General features: G+C 62.7%; 11 protein-coding genes and 3 pseudogenes. 10 read left to right on the top strand and 4 right to left on the bottom strand.

Annotated features, from left to right (window positions below; genetic code table 11):
- Positions 1 to 87: 87 nt before the first annotated feature.
- The 6 genes from ACPDZI_RS00510 (at position 88) to ACPDZI_RS00485 (ending at position 5,328) form a co-directional block, all read left to right on the top strand.
- Positions 88 to 630 (top strand): cupin domain-containing protein, encoded by a 543-nt coding sequence (locus ACPDZI_RS00510; protein WP_011704252.1) that lies wholly within the window; start codon positions 88 to 90, stop codon positions 628 to 630.
- Between the two features lie 261 nt (positions 631 to 891).
- Positions 892 to 2,388: an aldehyde dehydrogenase gene (locus ACPDZI_RS00505; RefSeq protein ID WP_146061561.1), complete on the top strand. Its 1,497-nt coding sequence runs from the start codon at positions 892 to 894 to the stop codon at positions 2,386 to 2,388.
- A 125-nt stretch (positions 2,389 to 2,513) separates the two neighbouring features.
- Positions 2,514 to 2,687 carry a hypothetical protein gene (locus ACPDZI_RS00500; RefSeq protein WP_016349064.1) on the top strand — a complete coding sequence of 58 codons (174 nt, stop codon included), beginning with the start codon at positions 2,514 to 2,516 and terminating at the stop codon, positions 2,685 to 2,687.
- A 125-nt stretch (positions 2,688 to 2,812) separates the two neighbouring features.
- Positions 2,813 to 3,715 (top strand): EamA family transporter RarD, encoded by a 903-nt coding sequence (gene rarD, locus ACPDZI_RS00495; RefSeq protein ID WP_011704249.1) that lies wholly within the window; start codon positions 2,813 to 2,815, stop codon positions 3,713 to 3,715.
- 67 nt (positions 3,716 to 3,782) lie between these two features.
- Positions 3,783 to 4,601 carry an AraC family transcriptional regulator gene (locus ACPDZI_RS00490; RefSeq protein WP_029305043.1) on the top strand — a complete coding sequence of 273 codons (819 nt, stop codon included), beginning with the start codon at positions 3,783 to 3,785 and terminating at the stop codon, positions 4,599 to 4,601.
- 79 nt (positions 4,602 to 4,680) lie between these two features.
- Positions 4,681 to 5,328: a LysE family translocator gene (locus ACPDZI_RS00485; protein WP_065480213.1), complete on the top strand. Its 648-nt coding sequence runs from the start codon at positions 4,681 to 4,683 to the stop codon at positions 5,326 to 5,328.
- Between the two features lie 100 nt (positions 5,329 to 5,428).
- On the opposite strand, the gene mgtA is transcribed toward ACPDZI_RS00485, so the two are convergent.
- On the bottom strand, positions 5,429 to 8,191 hold the full coding sequence (gene mgtA, locus ACPDZI_RS00480; RefSeq protein ID WP_438833837.1) for a magnesium-translocating P-type ATPase: 2,763 nt from the start codon (positions 8,189 to 8,191) through the stop codon (positions 5,429 to 5,431).
- Positions 8,192 to 9,418: 1,227 nt separating this feature from the next.
- Here mgtA and ACPDZI_RS00475 point away from each other — a divergent pair.
- Positions 9,419 to 10,528, top strand: coding sequence for a YeeE/YedE thiosulfate transporter family protein (locus ACPDZI_RS00475; protein ID WP_175610376.1), 1,110 nt, complete (start codon positions 9,419 to 9,421; stop codon positions 10,526 to 10,528).
- A gap of 86 nt (positions 10,529 to 10,614) precedes the next feature.
- On the opposite strand, the pseudogene ACPDZI_RS00470 reads toward ACPDZI_RS00475, so the two are convergent.
- Together ACPDZI_RS00470 and ACPDZI_RS00465 are read right to left on the bottom strand one after the other, a co-directional pair.
- Positions 10,615 to 11,813: pseudogene (locus tag ACPDZI_RS00470) on the bottom strand (DUF2920 family protein).
- Positions 11,814 to 11,938: 125 nt separating this feature from the next.
- A pseudogene (locus ACPDZI_RS00465) lies at positions 11,939 to 12,223 on the bottom strand (LysE family translocator); the annotation flags it as partial.
- Between ACPDZI_RS00465 and ACPDZI_RS00460 the strand changes: the two are divergent.
- Positions 12,210 to 12,449 (top strand): annotated as a pseudogene (locus ACPDZI_RS00460) (LysR substrate-binding domain-containing protein); the annotation flags it as partial. The pseudogenes ACPDZI_RS00465 and ACPDZI_RS00460 overlap by 14 nt on opposite strands.
- 9 nt (positions 12,450 to 12,458) lie before the next feature.
- On the opposite strand, the gene ACPDZI_RS00455 reads toward ACPDZI_RS00460, so the two are convergent.
- Positions 12,459 to 13,133, bottom strand: a complete 675-nt coding sequence (locus ACPDZI_RS00455; RefSeq protein WP_175610377.1) for a chromophore lyase CpcT/CpeT — start codon at positions 13,131 to 13,133, stop codon at positions 12,459 to 12,461.
- A gap of 271 nt (positions 13,134 to 13,404) precedes the next feature.
- Here ACPDZI_RS00455 and ACPDZI_RS00450 point away from each other — a divergent pair, with 271 nt between their 5' ends.
- Together ACPDZI_RS00450 and ACPDZI_RS00445 are read left to right on the top strand one after the other, a co-directional pair.
- The gene (locus tag ACPDZI_RS00450) at positions 13,405 to 14,061 is read left to right on the top strand and encodes a DUF3313 domain-containing protein (protein WP_202012417.1); all 657 of its coding nucleotides are present in this window, start codon (positions 13,405 to 13,407) and stop codon (positions 14,059 to 14,061) included.
- A gap of 99 nt (positions 14,062 to 14,160) precedes the next feature.
- On the top strand, positions 14,161 to 14,673 hold the full coding sequence (locus tag ACPDZI_RS00445; RefSeq protein WP_017410560.1) for a cupin domain-containing protein: 513 nt from the start codon (positions 14,161 to 14,163) through the stop codon (positions 14,671 to 14,673).
- Positions 14,674 to 14,730: the final 57 nt, after the last annotated feature.

Below are 14,730 nucleotides of genomic sequence, written 5' to 3'. Positions count from 1 at the left end.
TATCACCCGACTAGCTGCTCTGAGCGGGGTGGTATAAGATATTTAACACAAATTTAATAATAGTAAACAGTCAAGGAGTGTCTATCGATGGATATCGGTCACCGCCTCAAGGCGGTTCGCACCAAGGCGGCCCTCTCCCAGCGCGAGCTGGCGAAACGCTCCGGTGTGACCAACGGCTTTATCTCCCAGATCGAGAAAAATCAGGTGAGCCCCTCGGTCGCTTCTCTGCGCAAGGTGCTGGAAGGCATTCCCATGTCGCTGGCCACCTTCTTCACCGATGAGACGGAGATGGACTCCGAGGTGATCTTCCGCGCCGCCGACATGCCGGATCTCGGTACCCACCCCATCAGCTACCGCCTGGTGGGCCACAGCCGCGCCAACCGTGCCATCGGCATGATGCAGGAGATACTGCCACCGGGCGCCGACACGGGTGACGACATGCTGAGCCACGAAGGCGAAGAGTGCGGCATCGTCATCCAGGGCCAGGTGGAGGTCACCGTCGGCGAGCAGGTCTACCTGCTGACACCGGGAGACGGCTACTACTTCGACAGCCGCACCCCGCACCGTTTCCGCAATGTGGATGAGCACGAATGCGTGCTGATCTCGGCCAACACCCCCGCCAGTTTCTAAGCCATGAGAGGGGAGATCCCGCCCCTTGGCGGACCCAGCACAGCGACCAGTCCCTTCGCGCTGACCTCCGGTTTGGCAGGCGCCGACGGCCCGCCCTTGCGGTGTGGTTTGCCCCACCGGAAACCCTCGCCGGGACGGATGCCGGATGAGGCCAAATTGGCAAAGTGTTTAATGAATTGTTACAAGATGGATTTACAAGCGGCAGGATGTTTAGCATATTGATACGCGGAAACTGACTTTTTGCCGGTTCAAGGAGTGAACATGAGTGACCTGACCCTGGCCCAGTGGCAACACAAGGCCTCCCACCTGACCCTGCCCTCGCAAGCCTTCATCGACGGCAGCTACCGGGACGCCATCAACGGCGCCACCTTCGACTGCATCAACCCGGCCAACGGCAAGCTGCTGACCAAGGTCGCCGCCTGTGACGCCGCCGATGCCGAACTGGCGGTGCAGGCTGCCCGCACCGCCTTTGACGACAAGCGCTGGAGTGGTCTGCCGCCCAAGCAGCGCAAACAGATCCTGCAGCGCTTCGCCGAACTGATGCGGCTCAACAAGGTGGAGCTGGCACTGCTGGAGTCGCTCGACATGGGCAAGCCCATCGGCGACGCCATGGGCTATGACGCCCCCGCCGCCGCCAACTGCATCGCCTGGAACGCCGAAGCCATCGACAAGATTTACGATCAGGTCGCGCCGGTCGAAGAGTCCGCCCTGGCACTGGTGACCCGCGAGCCACTCGGAGTGGTCGCCGCCATCGTGCCGTGGAACTTCCCGCTGGTGATGGCCTGCTGGAAGCTGGGGCCGGCGCTAGCCACCGGCAACTCGGTGATCCTCAAACCCTCCGAGAAATCCCCGCTCACCGCCCTGCGCATCGCCGGTCTGGCCAAGGAGGCCGGCATCCCCGACGGCGTGTTCAACGTGCTGCCGGGCTTCGGCCATACCGTGGGCGAGGCGCTGGCCATGCACATGGACGTGGACTGCATCACCTTCACCGGCTCCACCAAGATCGGCAAGCATCTGGTGCAGTGCTCCGGCAAGTCCAACCTCAAGCGCGCCTTTATGGAGTGCGGCGGCAAGAGCCCCAACATCATACTGGCGGATGCACCTGACCTGGACGCAGCCGCCCGCAGCGCGGCCGGCGCCATCTTCTACAACCAGGGCGAGGTGTGTACCGCCGCCTCTCGCCTGCTGGTGCAAAACAGCATCAAGCCGCAGTTCATGGACCGGCTGCTGGCCCATGCCCGCGAATGGATCTCGGCCAACCCGCTCGACCCTGCCACCCGTATCGGCGCCATGGTGGATCATATCCAGATGGAGCAGGTGCTCAACTACATCGCCATCGGCCAGCAGGAGGGCGCCAAGCTGCTGCTGGGGGGCAAGCGCACCAATACCGAGAGCGGCGGCTTCTACATCGAACCCACCATCTTCGACGAAGTGACCCCCGAGATGCGCATCTTCCGCGAGGAGATCTTCGGCCCCGTGCTGGCGGTAACCGGCTTCGACACGCTGGAAGAGGCCATTGCGCTCGGCAACGACACCGACTACGGCCTGGCGGCCGCGATCTGGACGGCGGATCTCAACAAGGCGGTGAAAGGCTCCCGCGCCCTGCGTGCCGGCACCGTGTTCGTCAACAACTGGGATGGCGGCGACATGACCATGCCGTTCGGCGGCTTCAAGCAGTCCGGCAACGGCCGCGACAAGTCACTGCATGCGCTGGAGAAGTACACCGAGCTGAAAAGCACCTGGATCCAGCTCGAATAACATCAGAAATGACGCTTATCTGCAAATTGGGGGGAGAAATCCCCCTTTTTCATTTTTGCCCTTTCATCGCCAGCCTCAATCGATATAATCATCAAATAGACAAGCCCTTAAATATAAAGATAAAAATGTTATTTTTTCTGGGAAGTGTACTGTTTCTGGTGATAGGACTGCCGCTGCTGTTCTACATGCTGGGACACGGTGAGGCCTACGTGACCTGGGGCCCCTGGATCTCCGCCATCGCTCTCATGCTGTGGCTGCTGCTAGACGTGGACAAGATCCGCCGTGGTGGTGGCCGCTGAGCCGGGCAGTACGCCGTTAAAATCCGCTGATCATCATTTATTAACTTCTTTCCCCGCAAAAGGATCGCTACACTGATTTTTTGCGATGTTTTCCCGCATCCAACTCTCCAGTGAAGGTTATCCGCATGCAGCAACACGTTCAGCGCCAGGGCGTCATCTACGCCTTGTGCGCCTATACCCTTTGGGGGTTGGCCCCCATCTACTTCAAGACCATTGCCGCCGTGCCGGCCGCCGAAATCCTGACCCACCGGATGATCTGGTCGTGCGCCCTGCTGATGGTGCTGACCCTGCTCGGCCGCCAGTGGCACAAGGTACAGGCGGTGCTGCGCCAGCCGAAAGTACTGCTCACCCTGGCCTTTACCTCCATCACGGTCGGCGGCAACTGGCTGCTGTTCATCTGGGCCATCAACAATGGCCATATGCTGGATGCCAGCCTCGGCTACTACATCAACCCGCTGTTCAACGTGCTGCTCGGCATGCTGTTCCTGAGCGAGAAGCTGCGCCGGCTGCAGTGGTGGGCGGTCGGGCTGGCGGCGATCGGTGTCGCCATCCAGATCATCGCCTTCGGCTCCCTGCCCTGGATCGCGCTGGTGCTGGCCTCGAGCTTCGCCATCTACGGCCTGATCCGCAAGAAGCTGGCCCTCGATGCGCTGACCGGCCTCTTGATCGAGACCCTGATCATGCTGCCACCCGCCGCCATCTATCTGTGGGGGTTTGCCGACAGCCCCACCAGCCACCTCACCCAGAATGACTGGCACCTCAACCTGCTGCTGATCGCCGCCGGTGCAGTCACCACGGCTCCCCTGCTCTGCTTCACCGCCGCCGCCACCCGGCTCAAGCTCTCCACCCTGGGCTTCTTCCAGTACATAGGGCCGAGCCTGATGTTCATCCTGGCGGTCACCCTCTATGGCGAGGCACTGGCACTGGACAAGATGATCACCTTCGCCTTCATCTGGAGCGCGCTGGTACTGTTCAGTCTGGACGGGCTGCGCAGCGGCAAGCGCCGGCAGGCTGCGGAGCAGGCTTGACGGGACGCTCGCCTGACGCTGCAATAATCTACAAGCCCACCCATGGGTTTCAGGTTATCAATAGCCGATGAGCACATCCCACTCCCGCATCCACTACTGGCAATCCCGGCTGCTGCCGGGGGTTGAACTCTCCCACTCCCACCACAGGGAGTTCAGCTATGGCCGCCATGTTCACCTGGACTACCACATAGGTCTGGTGCAGCAGGGCGGCCAGAAATTCATCCACAAGGGCAACAGCCACCACCTGGTGCGCGGCGAGCTCTCCACCGTCAACCCGGACGAGATGCATGATGGCCTCAGCCTGCGGCCGGAAGGGTACGAGGTGCGGGTGTTCGCCATCGCCCCCGAACAGCTGGCCCGCTGGCTGCCAGACAGCCCGGAGCCCTTCTTCGACAAGGGATTGCAGAGCCGCCCCGACCTCTATCAGGGATTTGCCCGGCTGCACATGTATCTGGACAACCCCAGCCCCGACGGCCTGCTGGCGGAGAGCCAGCTGCTGGCCCTGCTCGGCGAGCTGCTGCATATCGCACCCGAGCGCCACGCCCTGGCCGACCCTCAGCTCAGGTTCCTGCGCGACTACCTGATGGCCCGGCTGGATGAGCGCCACAGTCTGGAGGATCTGGCCGCCCTGTTCGGGCTGGATCGCTTCGCCTTTCTGCGCCAGTTCAAGAAAAAGACCGGCATGACCCCCTATGCCTGGCTCAAGCGGTTGCGACTCGAGCAGAGCAAGCGCCTGCTCGGCAGCGGCCTGCCGGTGAGCGAGGTGGCGCTGGCGGTAGGTTTCTTCGATCAGAGCCACTTCCATCACGGTTTTCGCCAGGCGTTCGGCCTCACCCCCGCCGATTTTCGCCAGCAGATGCTGGCCGCCATTGGGCGCACTGACTAACTCCGCACTGCAATCTTTTACAATCCCGCCCCCCTGCGATCCGCCATGCTGTGAACTCGATACTGTCCCAGAGGTTTCCATGTTCACCAGCCTGTTTCTGACCATAGGTCTCATCCATCTCATCGCTCTGGCGAGCCCGGGCCCGGACTTCGCGCTGATCCTGCGCACCAGCCTGCACAGGCCCACCGCTCTCGGGGCGGCACTCGGCATCGCCCTGGCGATTGTGGTGCACGCCACCCTCAGTCTCACCGGCATCAGCCTGCTGATTGCCGAACACCCCTGGCTGTTCATGACGGTGAAGGTGGTCGGCGCTCTCTATCTGGGCTGGCTCGGCTGGGGGGCTCTCAAGGCGGCCTGGCGCAGCTCGGCCGAGCTCGCCCTGCACGCAGGCGGCGAGGCGCAGGGCTGGCGCAAGGGAGTGCAGCGCGGCATTGCCACCAACCTGCTCAACCCCAAGGCTCTGCTGTTCTTCATGGGGCTGCTGGCCGCCATGGTGACACCCCAGGTAGACGGCCTGACCCGCGGCCTGCTGGTGCTGGAGCTGTTCCTGCTCTCCCTGGTCTGGTTCGGGGTGCTGGCCTGGAGCCTCTCCACCGTACGGGCCCAGCGCCTGCTCGGCCGCGTGCAGCGTCCGCTCAATCTGGTCACCGGCCTGCTGTTTGGCGCGGTCAGCCTCTCCATCCTGACCGGCATGGCCGGCGAGGCCTACGCCCTGGTCCTGCACTGACCCCTGTCTTGCCCCCTATGAAAAAGAGGGATGGCCCAGGCCATCCCTCTTTGCGTTCATTGTTCCTGGCCGGGTAACCGGCCCTCTCACTAGCCCTTCATCAGAACCACTGACCGTGGCGTTTGATGTAGATGCTCTTGACGGTTTGAGTCAGCCCCATGTAGGCCAGCATGGTGATCACCAGCCACATGAAGTACTTGGGCCCATCCAGCGTGATGAAGCCGAAGTGCTCAGCCACAGGCGAGAACGGCAGGTAGCAGCCGATGGCGATGGCGATCGAGGTGGAGAGCAGCACCGGCAGGGTGGCGGTACTCTGCAGGAACGGGATCTTGCGGGTACGCAGCATATGCACCACCAAGGTCTGCGACACCAGCCCCTCGATAAACCAGCCAGAGTTCATGATGGCCTGACCGTTGACCAGCGGATCCATGCTGCCGTTGGCGGTGGCATAGAGGGCGCCAGCCCCGAACACGAACCACATCAGACAGTAGGTGCTGATATCGAACACCGACGAGGTCGGGCCGAGCCACAGCATGAAGCGCTTGATATTGCTCGCCTCCCACTTGCGCGGCCGCTTGAGGAACTCAGGGTCCATCTTGTCCCACGGCAGCAGCATCTGGGAGACGTCATACACCAGATTCTGGATCAGCATCTGCATCGCCAGCATGGGTGCCCAGGGCAACCAGGCGGAGGCCACCAGCACCGAAAAGACGTTGCCGAAGTTGGAGCTGGCGGTCATGTTGAGGTACTTCAAGATGTTGCCAAAGGTCTCGCGCCCCTTGATCACCCCCTCCTCCAGCACCATCAGGCTCTTCTCCAGCAGGATGATGTCGGCAGTCTCCTTGGCGATGTCGGCACCGCTGTCCACCGAGATCCCCACGTCCGCATCCCGCAGCGCCGGCGCGTCATTGATGCCGTCACCGAGGAAACCGACGGTATTGCCGTTGGCCTGCAGCGCCTTCACCACCCGCGACTTCTGCAACGGGGTGAGCTTGGCGAAGATGGTGGTCTGTTTGACCGCCTCGCACAGCGCCACGTCGTCCATCCCTTCGATATCCTTGCCGAGCAGCGGTACGCCGGGCTCCAGCCCCACATCGCGACACACCTTGCTGGTGATGATGGGGTTGTCGCCGGTCAGCACCTTGACCGCCACGCCATAGTCGTTCAGCGCGCGGATGGCCGGTGCGGCCGAGTCCTTGGGCGGATCGAAGAAGGTGAGGAAACCGCGCACCACCAGCTTGACCTCGTCGCTGGTGCGATAGCTCTGCTTGCACTCGCCTGCCGGGATCTCGCGGGTCGCCACGATCAGCACCCGATAGCCCTCGGCATTGAACTCCTCACTCTGGCGCAGCAGGGCACGGCGATCCGCGTCGGTCAGCTCCCGCACCTCCTGGCCATCCGCAATGTGGCTGGAGACGGCCAGCATCTCTTCCACCGCCCCCTTGGAGACCATCAGCTGCTGGCCCAGATCGTCCTGCACAATCACTGACAAGCGGCGACGCACGAAGTCGAACGGCAGCTCGTCCACCTTGCGGTAGTTGGCCGGCTTGCAGCTCTCTCCCAGCGCATCGGCGTGCTCGACCACCGCGATGTCCATCAGGTTCTTCATGCCGCTCTGGTGAAAGCTGTTGAGCCAGGCCAGCTGCAGGATCCGGTCGTCCCGGTTGCCACGCACATCGTAGTGGTGCTCGAGGATGATCTTGTCCTGGGTCAGGGTGCCGGTCTTGTCGGTGCAGAGCACATCCATGGCACCGAAGTTCTGCACCGAGTTGAGCCGCTTCACCACCACCTTGCGTTTGGCCATGGCCACCGCGCCCCGAGCCAGGTTGGCGGAGACGATCATCGGCAGCATCTCGGGGGTGAGGCCCACCGCCACCGCCAGCGCGAAGGTAAGTGCCGACATCCAGTCGCCACTGCTGATGCCGTTGAGCATAAAGACAATGGGCACCATCACCAGCATGAAGCGGATCAGCAGCCTGGTGACGCTGTTTACGCCGCGATCGAAGCTGGTCTCGATACGCTTGTGACTCACCACATTGCGGGCCAGCGAACCGAAGTAGGTATCACTGCCGGTGGCCACCACCACGGCGCGGGCGGTACCGCTCACCACGTTGGTACCCATAAAGCAGATGTTGGGCAGATCGAGCATCCCGCCATCGCTAGCACCGGTGCCTTCCGCCGACTTGCCGGCCACGGCGCCCAGGGTGTCGTACTTCTCCACCGGCAGCGCTTCGCCGGTCAGCACCGCCTGGCTGATGAAGAGATCGCGGGATTCGATCAGCTTGATGTCGGCCGGGATCATGTCCCCCGCCTGCAGGTGCACTATGTCACCGGCCACCAGCTCGGTCATCGCCACCTCCTTGCGCTGGGGGGCGACCCCGGGCGAGGGTCGGCGCTGCACGGTGGCGGTGTTGCGCACCAGCGACTTGAGCGCTTCGGCCGCCTTGGCGGAGCGGTACTCCTGCCAGAAGCGCAGTAGACCGCTCAGGCCCACCATGACACCGAGGATGATCACCTTGACCCAGTCCTCGTCGCCCGGCTCGGCCATCAACACGTCCATCACGTAACTGACCAGCCCGAGCACGATCAGCACCAGCACGAAGGGGTTCTTGAACGCCTGCAGCAGCTGGATCAGCGCATGGGGCGGCTTGTCGTGGGTCACCTCGTTGGGACCAAACTGGATCAAACGGTTGGCGGCCTCGGTCGCGGTGAGGCCGTCGATGTTGCCGCGCACGGCAGTGAGGGTGTACTCGAGGGACTTGTCGGCCTCGTCGAGCACCCGGGAGGAGAGCTTCTCCCTGGCACTGGTCGGGGCAACGAACCCCTGCTGCTTGTGCCGGCTGGCGGTATGTTGTTGTTTCATGACTCGTTATCCTGATTTCTACGCGCAAGCGGGCCCTGTCGCGGGCCGGGCCTGGCGTCAGTACTGATGTGAAAAGGCAATGGACCCGGCAGCGAACAGGCAGCAGCCGCACACTGGGCGGCCCGCAGACAGCAGTCTGCGCGGCCACACCGGCGCGCTCGGGTCGGATCAGGGGTCAGGACACCGTATCCCGTTCCCCGCAGGGGATCAGGAGTGGGTAGGCGTGGACCCCGAGGGTCTAGGTTTGGGCTCTTCGGTCATGACGGTTCCTCCGAGTTGGGCGGCAGCAAGCCGGCCCCGGCATATCGAGGGCACGGCAGGTCATCGCCGGCGGGCAGATCCGCGCGGCGGCGTTATCGGCAGGAGGCAAGGGCCGCAACGGGGCGACCAGGACCGACAAAGGAGATCAGGATAACCACAGGCAACAATAACGGCATGATGGCCGAATAATAATGAGGAGGGTTCATGGTCCGGTCACATGAGCAATCAACCGCACCCTACGAATATATTGAGAAATAGCCAGCGCATATTTCAAAATATATAAAGAAGAGACCTTCATTATTTAAATTCGCAGCGCAGCCTATCGAAAACCACATTGTTTTCAATACGAGCTGTCCATCCTGTTATTTCACGCCGGCCTGTTTGTCCCTGCTCGCCAAAGATCCGGTGAACGGGCGCAACGGGCAGCCCCGGGCCCATGACAAAGGGCGTACGTGGCAAGGCGTGCAACTGCTGGGGCGCGAGGCGGCATGGCTCGCAGAGGGAGTGGAACAATCCGGGGAGCAACGCAGGCTCTGACGGAGCTGGGTTGCAAGAGTCGGGATGACTCGCTAGATGCCACACTCTGAGCGATCAGAGTGAGGGAGAAGAAGGGATATCAACCTCAGTTCTGATTAGCCCACATCGCGCTGTGCAATCGGCTACAACTGTCGCTTTCCATAATATCCTTCCATCTGTTGATAACACGCCAAGATTCTACCCAGAAATATTTGGTGGCGCAAAATATAAATTCATCTTTTGCCATTTAATTCCAGCAAGGAGCGGCCGCTACATTATTTCCCGCACGAAAACGGATTCATCCGCATTTCGCTTCCCCCGCCATCGTGAATTGATCTGGATGGGGTTTTGCCCGGATTTTCCGGCCATCCACCCGATCCGGGCTGGAATCGGACTCAATGTGGGAATAGGATGCTCGGCTTCCATCCATGACGCACAGGAAACAACAGCATGAATCGAAAATGGTCGCTCCCCATCGTGGCAATCGCGGGGGGAGCGTTACTCTGGCTCGGCAACACCTTTGGTATGAAATGGGCTTTGATGGCCCTGATCGGATTCGGCTTCGGCTTCACCCTCTCCTTCAGCCGCTTCGGTATCGTGTTCGGTTGGCGCGAGATGCTGACCAAGCGCAACAGCTACTATGTGCGGGTTCACCTGCTCACCATCGCCATCGAAATTCTGCTGTTCACCTGCTTCCTCTCCTTTAGCCACGCCCTGTTTGGCGATGCCATGGTGGGCAACGTGATGGCCATCGGCATTCCCTTCATCGTCGGCGCCTTCCTGTTCGGCATCGGCATGCAGCTGGCGGGCGTCTGCGCCACCGGCACCCTTTACTGCTGCGGCGAGGGGCAACCCCGCTTCTGGCTGGTGCTGCTCTGCTACGGCATCGGCACCCTGATCAGCAACCAGTTCCGCCCCGAACTGGAGGCCACCTTCTCCAGCCATGTGGTGCTGGCCAAGGATTTGACCGGCAATATCTGGAGCGGCATGCTGCTCAACCTGGCGCTGGTCGCCGCGCTGTTCCTTCTATTTCGCAAGAGCGAGCTCAAACGTACCGGTGAGCTCAAGCCCCTCTTCAGCGGCGGCAACCTGTTCTGGCGCGATGGTCGCTTCACCGTGCTGACCGGCGGCATCATCATCGCCATACTCAACTCCACTGTCGTCGCCCTGCACGGCTCGGCCTGGACCATCACCGGCGCCGTCTATGACATGGCGCTGCGCGGTGCCTCCCTGTTCGGCCTGTTCGAGGGGAACCCCAAGCTGGCCCAACCGCTGTTCATCAACCCCATGGTCGGCATGTTCTGGCTCGGCATTCTGGGGGCCATGCTGGCGCGCTGCATCAGCGGTGGCGGCACCTTCGCCCCGATGCGGCTCGGCAACAGCCTGGCCTCCATCATCGGTGGCCTGCTGATGGGGATGGGCGCCATGTACAGCGCCTGCAACCTCGGCGGCTTCTTCGACGGTACCGCCTCCGGCAGCCTGCACGGCTGGGTCTGGATGCTGATGGCCCTTGCCGGAAGCCTGATCGGCATCCGCCTGCGCCCGCTGTTCAAGCTCTGAGCTGCGAGCCATCGATAACAACAACGGGGGCCAAGCCCCCGTTGTTTATTGGTAAGTACCCTGCTCCAGGCTCTCGGCTGAGGGCGTCAAGCCGAGACCTCGATCCGCTGGCGTTGCAGCCGCACCTCAGGGTTGGCAAAGTTCAGCTGATAGACCGAGTGACCGGCATGCAGAGTCACCTCAGCGGCGCGAGTGGCCGTAAAGGCAGGCGAGCGTTCGGCCAGCAGCGCCAACCCCTGCGCGAAGAACTGCAGCATGGAAAGCCCCATGCCGTGCTCCATGTTGCGAATGAACTCACCATCGATACTCGACTCGTCGAACAAGATCATCTCGGCATTAAAGCCCCGTGCCAGCATGGCGCGTGCCATGGCCAGTTTGGCATCGGCAGGGGCGATGGCGTCATGGATAGCGTGCACCATCAAACATAAGGTCTGCGTCCCCCCTGCGCGGCCATCTGATCGAGCTGGGAGGCACTGAACGCCCGGATGATGAAGGCATCCACATCAAATTCGTGCGGGTGCCCGGCCACCATCCGCCAGGGGGAATCCACGCACAGCGCCAGCTCCACTCCGCCTTGCAGGCTGCACTGGTACTCCACCGCGCCGATGTCCCGTCCCACCACATAGGCCAGATTGGGCTCGGCCCAGGAGGAGTTGTCAAACAGGGCGCGGACATAGCCGGGGCGAAACTTGTTGACCAACTGCGCCAGGTAGCCGCCGTAGGAGGAGCCAACCAGTATCAGGTTGTCGCGATTGCCGCCGTAACGGCGCATCGCATCTTCGATGGCATTGAGGATATCGAGGGCAGCCATCACCCCGAAGTTCTGGTAGGCCCCATCGGGTGGCACCAACACCCCCTGAAAGCGCAACGGTGCAGCTGGCTGCACATCATCCAGCGCACGCAGCAGCGCGGTATCGGACGTCTTGGCCGGCAAGCCCAGCAGGGCGAGTGCACGCTCACGCTCCTCTGGCAGCAAGGAGATGGCGGCCCCCACCGCCGGGCGCGAACGCATGCAGAAATAGTCGACACAAAGTGCAGCCATGCCGTGCTGCGCGGCCACCTTCTCGCAAAAGACCTGGCTGTAGGCACCCAGATCACCGCCAAATCCCGGGATATAGACCACCAGGCCGCTGCCGGCCTGTTCGGCACCATGGATCCGGTAGCGAACCTGACGCTCGCCACACAACCCCAATTCCACGTCGGGATGACCGACCACCTCGTGTTCGTAATAGGACATGTTGCCAACCTTGTTGAAAAGCCATGCCATGGGCATCGCCTCGACCATGTCAGTTGGGGTCCTGATTATCCGTGCCCCACTCCCTGAACCCGGGAGCATGCGGCAAAAAGAGCGCCAATGGAATCTTATTTTTCCTGCTCACCCCATTCGGGATGCTCGCTGCCGGTTCTTCTCTACCTCAACCCCTTGAACAGCAGCAACAGGGCGAAGCCGGTGAACATCACCGCCGACAGCTGGTTGATCCCCTAGGCGAAGCGTTCGCCATAGCCTTGCGCCCCCACCCAGTGAAACACCAGGCAGTAGCCGCCATGCACCACCAGCACCACGGCGCTGAAGGTGACCGCCAGCAGCATGCACTGACCCAGCGCCCCATGACGAAAGTCGATGAACTGGGGAAACAGGCTGGTGAAGAAGATGATCGCCTTGGAGCTGAGCAGGCTGATGAGCGCCCCCTTCATCAGCAACCACGGCAGCGCCCTCAAGGTGGCCGCCCTCAACCACGCCGGCATCCTACTGCAGCCGCGCGCCCTGCTGAGCGAGGAGCTCGAGAGCGGCACCCTGCAGGAGATCCTGGCGGATGCCCTGCCCGCCCCGCGCCCGGTCAACCTGCTCTACCCGGCCAGGGAGCCCCTGCCACTGCGCCTGCTCATCGACTACCTGCGCGAGCAGCGCCACCAGCTGTAGGACGCAGCCCTACTCGCCGCGCTGTTTCACCCGGCGCAGATAGACATAGCCCTCCCCCGGGCTACCCCAGCGCTGATGGGCCTCGGTGTCGTAGGCCCGGTCCAGCAATCTCACGCTGTGGGGGCCGATCCAGAGGTACTGCACCAGGGTGCTGGCGCCACCAAAATTGGTGGAGCAGCTGCCCACCTTACTGTGGCCGGCGTACTCCCCCGACGGCTGGCGGGTCAGCCAGATCTCGCAGCCTTGACGCAAAGAGAGCTGCTGTGGCGTGAGGGAGTCGAGCAGCTCTGGCTGGCGCCAGGCACCGGCGAAGTCGATGGCCCGCGGCATGGTCAGCTCGGCCATCAGGATGCGGCCGTCGGGTACCAGCGAGAAGCGGTAGATGCGCTGGCGAAACGGGCGTACCGACCGCTCGGTCAGGAACTGCTCGGCATAGACCCAGCGAAAACCCTTGTAGCCGGGCCAGATCTCCACCAGCCGCAGCTCGGCGCTGGTGAAGCGGTTGTCGTAGCTGGCCTGCTCGCGACTGGAGAACTCGCCGGTAAACCAGGAGAGCAGCGGCTCCATGCTGGCGGAGGGTGCCGTGGTGGTGCTGTCAGGGGGCGTGGTGACGAAGGGGGTGGGTGCCGCCCAGGCCAGGCAGGAGAGCAGCAACCCGCACAGGGCCGCCATCAGGCTGGTCATCGAATCCTTCCGAATCAGTTTCATGGCGGCGATTATATGAGCGAACGGCGCCAATATCCGCAACCTTGATCAAATGATTGCCGATCCGAAGCAAAATCATTGTATTAGCGTCATGTCCCGGCAATTGGGTGGCCGCCGCCTGTGGGCTGGATCCCACCTGAACGCCGCTGCACTCTTCGCTTGTGGGCGCTCTTTGAATCGGTTATTTCTCTTGCAATGCCCTGCGCACCGGATGCCAGGGTCGGGCAAGCGCCGCAATCAGGAGCAAAAGATGAAAATAGCCGTAATCGCGGGCATGGTGGCCATTCTGCTGGGTGGCTGCGCGGTGAAGAACCAGGTATCCCACAGCCTGCAGGCGATTCCGCTGACCGCCTTCCAGCAGAGTGAAAGCAACCCCAACCAGCGCATCTACAAGGAGCCCGGCGTGGATCTGCGCCAGTACCATCAGGTGCTGCTCGACCCCTTGCAGTTCATCCGCCAGGAGAACGGCCAGTGGTACCTGCTGACCGCCAACGAGCAGAACGAGATCGGCCGCTACTACCACGCCACCTTCCAGCGCGAACTGATGAGCCACGGCGTCAAGATTGCCACCGCCCCCGGCCCCGGCGTGATGCGGGTGCAGGCCGCCATCACCAACTTCGACCTGACCCGGCCCGACCCCAAGCTACGGGATCTGCTGCCCGCCAAGATCGCCATCAACGTCACCCGCGAGGTGATCGGCAAGGAGCCCTATCTGCTCAAGGTGGGCAGCATGGCCCAGCTGCTCGACTCCCAGAACGGCAAGCTGCTGGTGCGGGTGATGGATGCGCGCGAGAGCCCGGATACCACCCACAAAGACAGCCCCATCACCGCCAGCGAGATGGAGAAGATGATCGACCAGTGGGCCGCCGGCCGCGCCAAGCAACTGGCCGACAACCTGGGCCGCTAGTCCGGCTCGCCGCCCCCCGGGCGCAAGGCGCCCACCACCGGCCTCGTGCCCCCAGTCCGGGGCCGCTTGTTTACCCCCTGACTTCGACAAGGAGCCGTCATGAACCGTCACCCCAGCATCAAGCACTGGCGCGAGCTGCAGGAGCCCGAGCCCGGCCGCTACTCCGGCAGCGAGGAGCCGCTCTCTCTGGGCAGCGCCCTCGGCAGGCACTACGGCTTTGCCCGCCTCGGCATTCACCACGAGTTGCTGCCGCCCGGCCGGCGCACCAGCTGGCCCCACGCCGAGGAGACCGAGGACGAGTTCGTCCACGTGCTGGAAGGCACCCCGGACGTCTGGCTCGATGGCGTGCTGCATCGGCTGCAGCCCGGTGACTCGGTCGGCTTCAAGGCCGGCGACGGGCTGGCCCACACCTTCATCAACAATACCGATCAGCCGGTGCGACTGCTCTGCGTGGGCGACACCGATCGGGCGGACAACCACATCCACTACGCCGTGCACCCCGAGCGCAACCGCTTCATCGGCGCGCGGCACTGGGATGCGGTGCCCGAGCGCGAGCTGGGGGATCACGACGGCCTGCCCGACCAGCTGCGCGAGCGCAACGGCCCCTTCTAGGGCACCAATGCCGGCCAGTCGTCGGCAAACGGACGCAACCGGCTATCCTTGATGGAC

The sequence above is a fragment of the Aeromonas oralensis genome, from assembly GCF_049665575.1.
GTDB lineage: Bacteria > Pseudomonadota > Gammaproteobacteria > Enterobacterales > Aeromonadaceae > Aeromonas > Aeromonas hydrophila.
This window is presented reverse-complemented; position numbering and strand designations above follow the sequence as displayed.

What these genes read in the sequence shown, in the direction of transcription:
- ACPDZI_RS00475 (WP_175610376.1), top strand. Translation starts at nt 9,419, where the DNA reads ATGAATCGAAAATGGTCGCTCCCCATCGTGGCAATCGCGGGGGGAGCG.
- ACPDZI_RS00450 (WP_202012417.1), top strand. Translation starts at nt 13,405, where the DNA reads ATGAAAATAGCCGTAATCGCGGGCATGGTGGCCATTCTGCTGGGTGGC.
- ACPDZI_RS00485 (WP_065480213.1), top strand. Translation starts at nt 4,681, where the DNA reads ATGTTCACCAGCCTGTTTCTGACCATAGGTCTCATCCATCTCATCGCT.
- ACPDZI_RS00500 (WP_016349064.1), top strand. Translation starts at nt 2,514, where the DNA reads ATGTTATTTTTTCTGGGAAGTGTACTGTTTCTGGTGATAGGACTGCCG.
- ACPDZI_RS00490 (WP_029305043.1), top strand. Translation starts at nt 3,783, where the DNA reads ATGAGCACATCCCACTCCCGCATCCACTACTGGCAATCCCGGCTGCTG.
- ACPDZI_RS00510 (WP_011704252.1), top strand. Translation starts at nt 88, where the DNA reads ATGGATATCGGTCACCGCCTCAAGGCGGTTCGCACCAAGGCGGCCCTC.
- mgtA (WP_438833837.1), bottom strand. Translation starts at nt 8,191, where the DNA reads ATGAAACAACAACATACCGCCAGCCGGCACAAGCAGCAGGGGTTCGTT.
- ACPDZI_RS00505 (WP_146061561.1), top strand. Translation starts at nt 892, where the DNA reads ATGAGTGACCTGACCCTGGCCCAGTGGCAACACAAGGCCTCCCACCTG.
- ACPDZI_RS00445 (WP_017410560.1), top strand. Translation starts at nt 14,161, where the DNA reads ATGAACCGTCACCCCAGCATCAAGCACTGGCGCGAGCTGCAGGAGCCC.
- ACPDZI_RS00455 (WP_175610377.1), bottom strand. Translation starts at nt 13,133, where the DNA reads ATGACCAGCCTGATGGCGGCCCTGTGCGGGTTGCTGCTCTCCTGCCTG.
- rarD (WP_011704249.1), top strand. Translation starts at nt 2,813, where the DNA reads ATGCAGCAACACGTTCAGCGCCAGGGCGTCATCTACGCCTTGTGCGCC.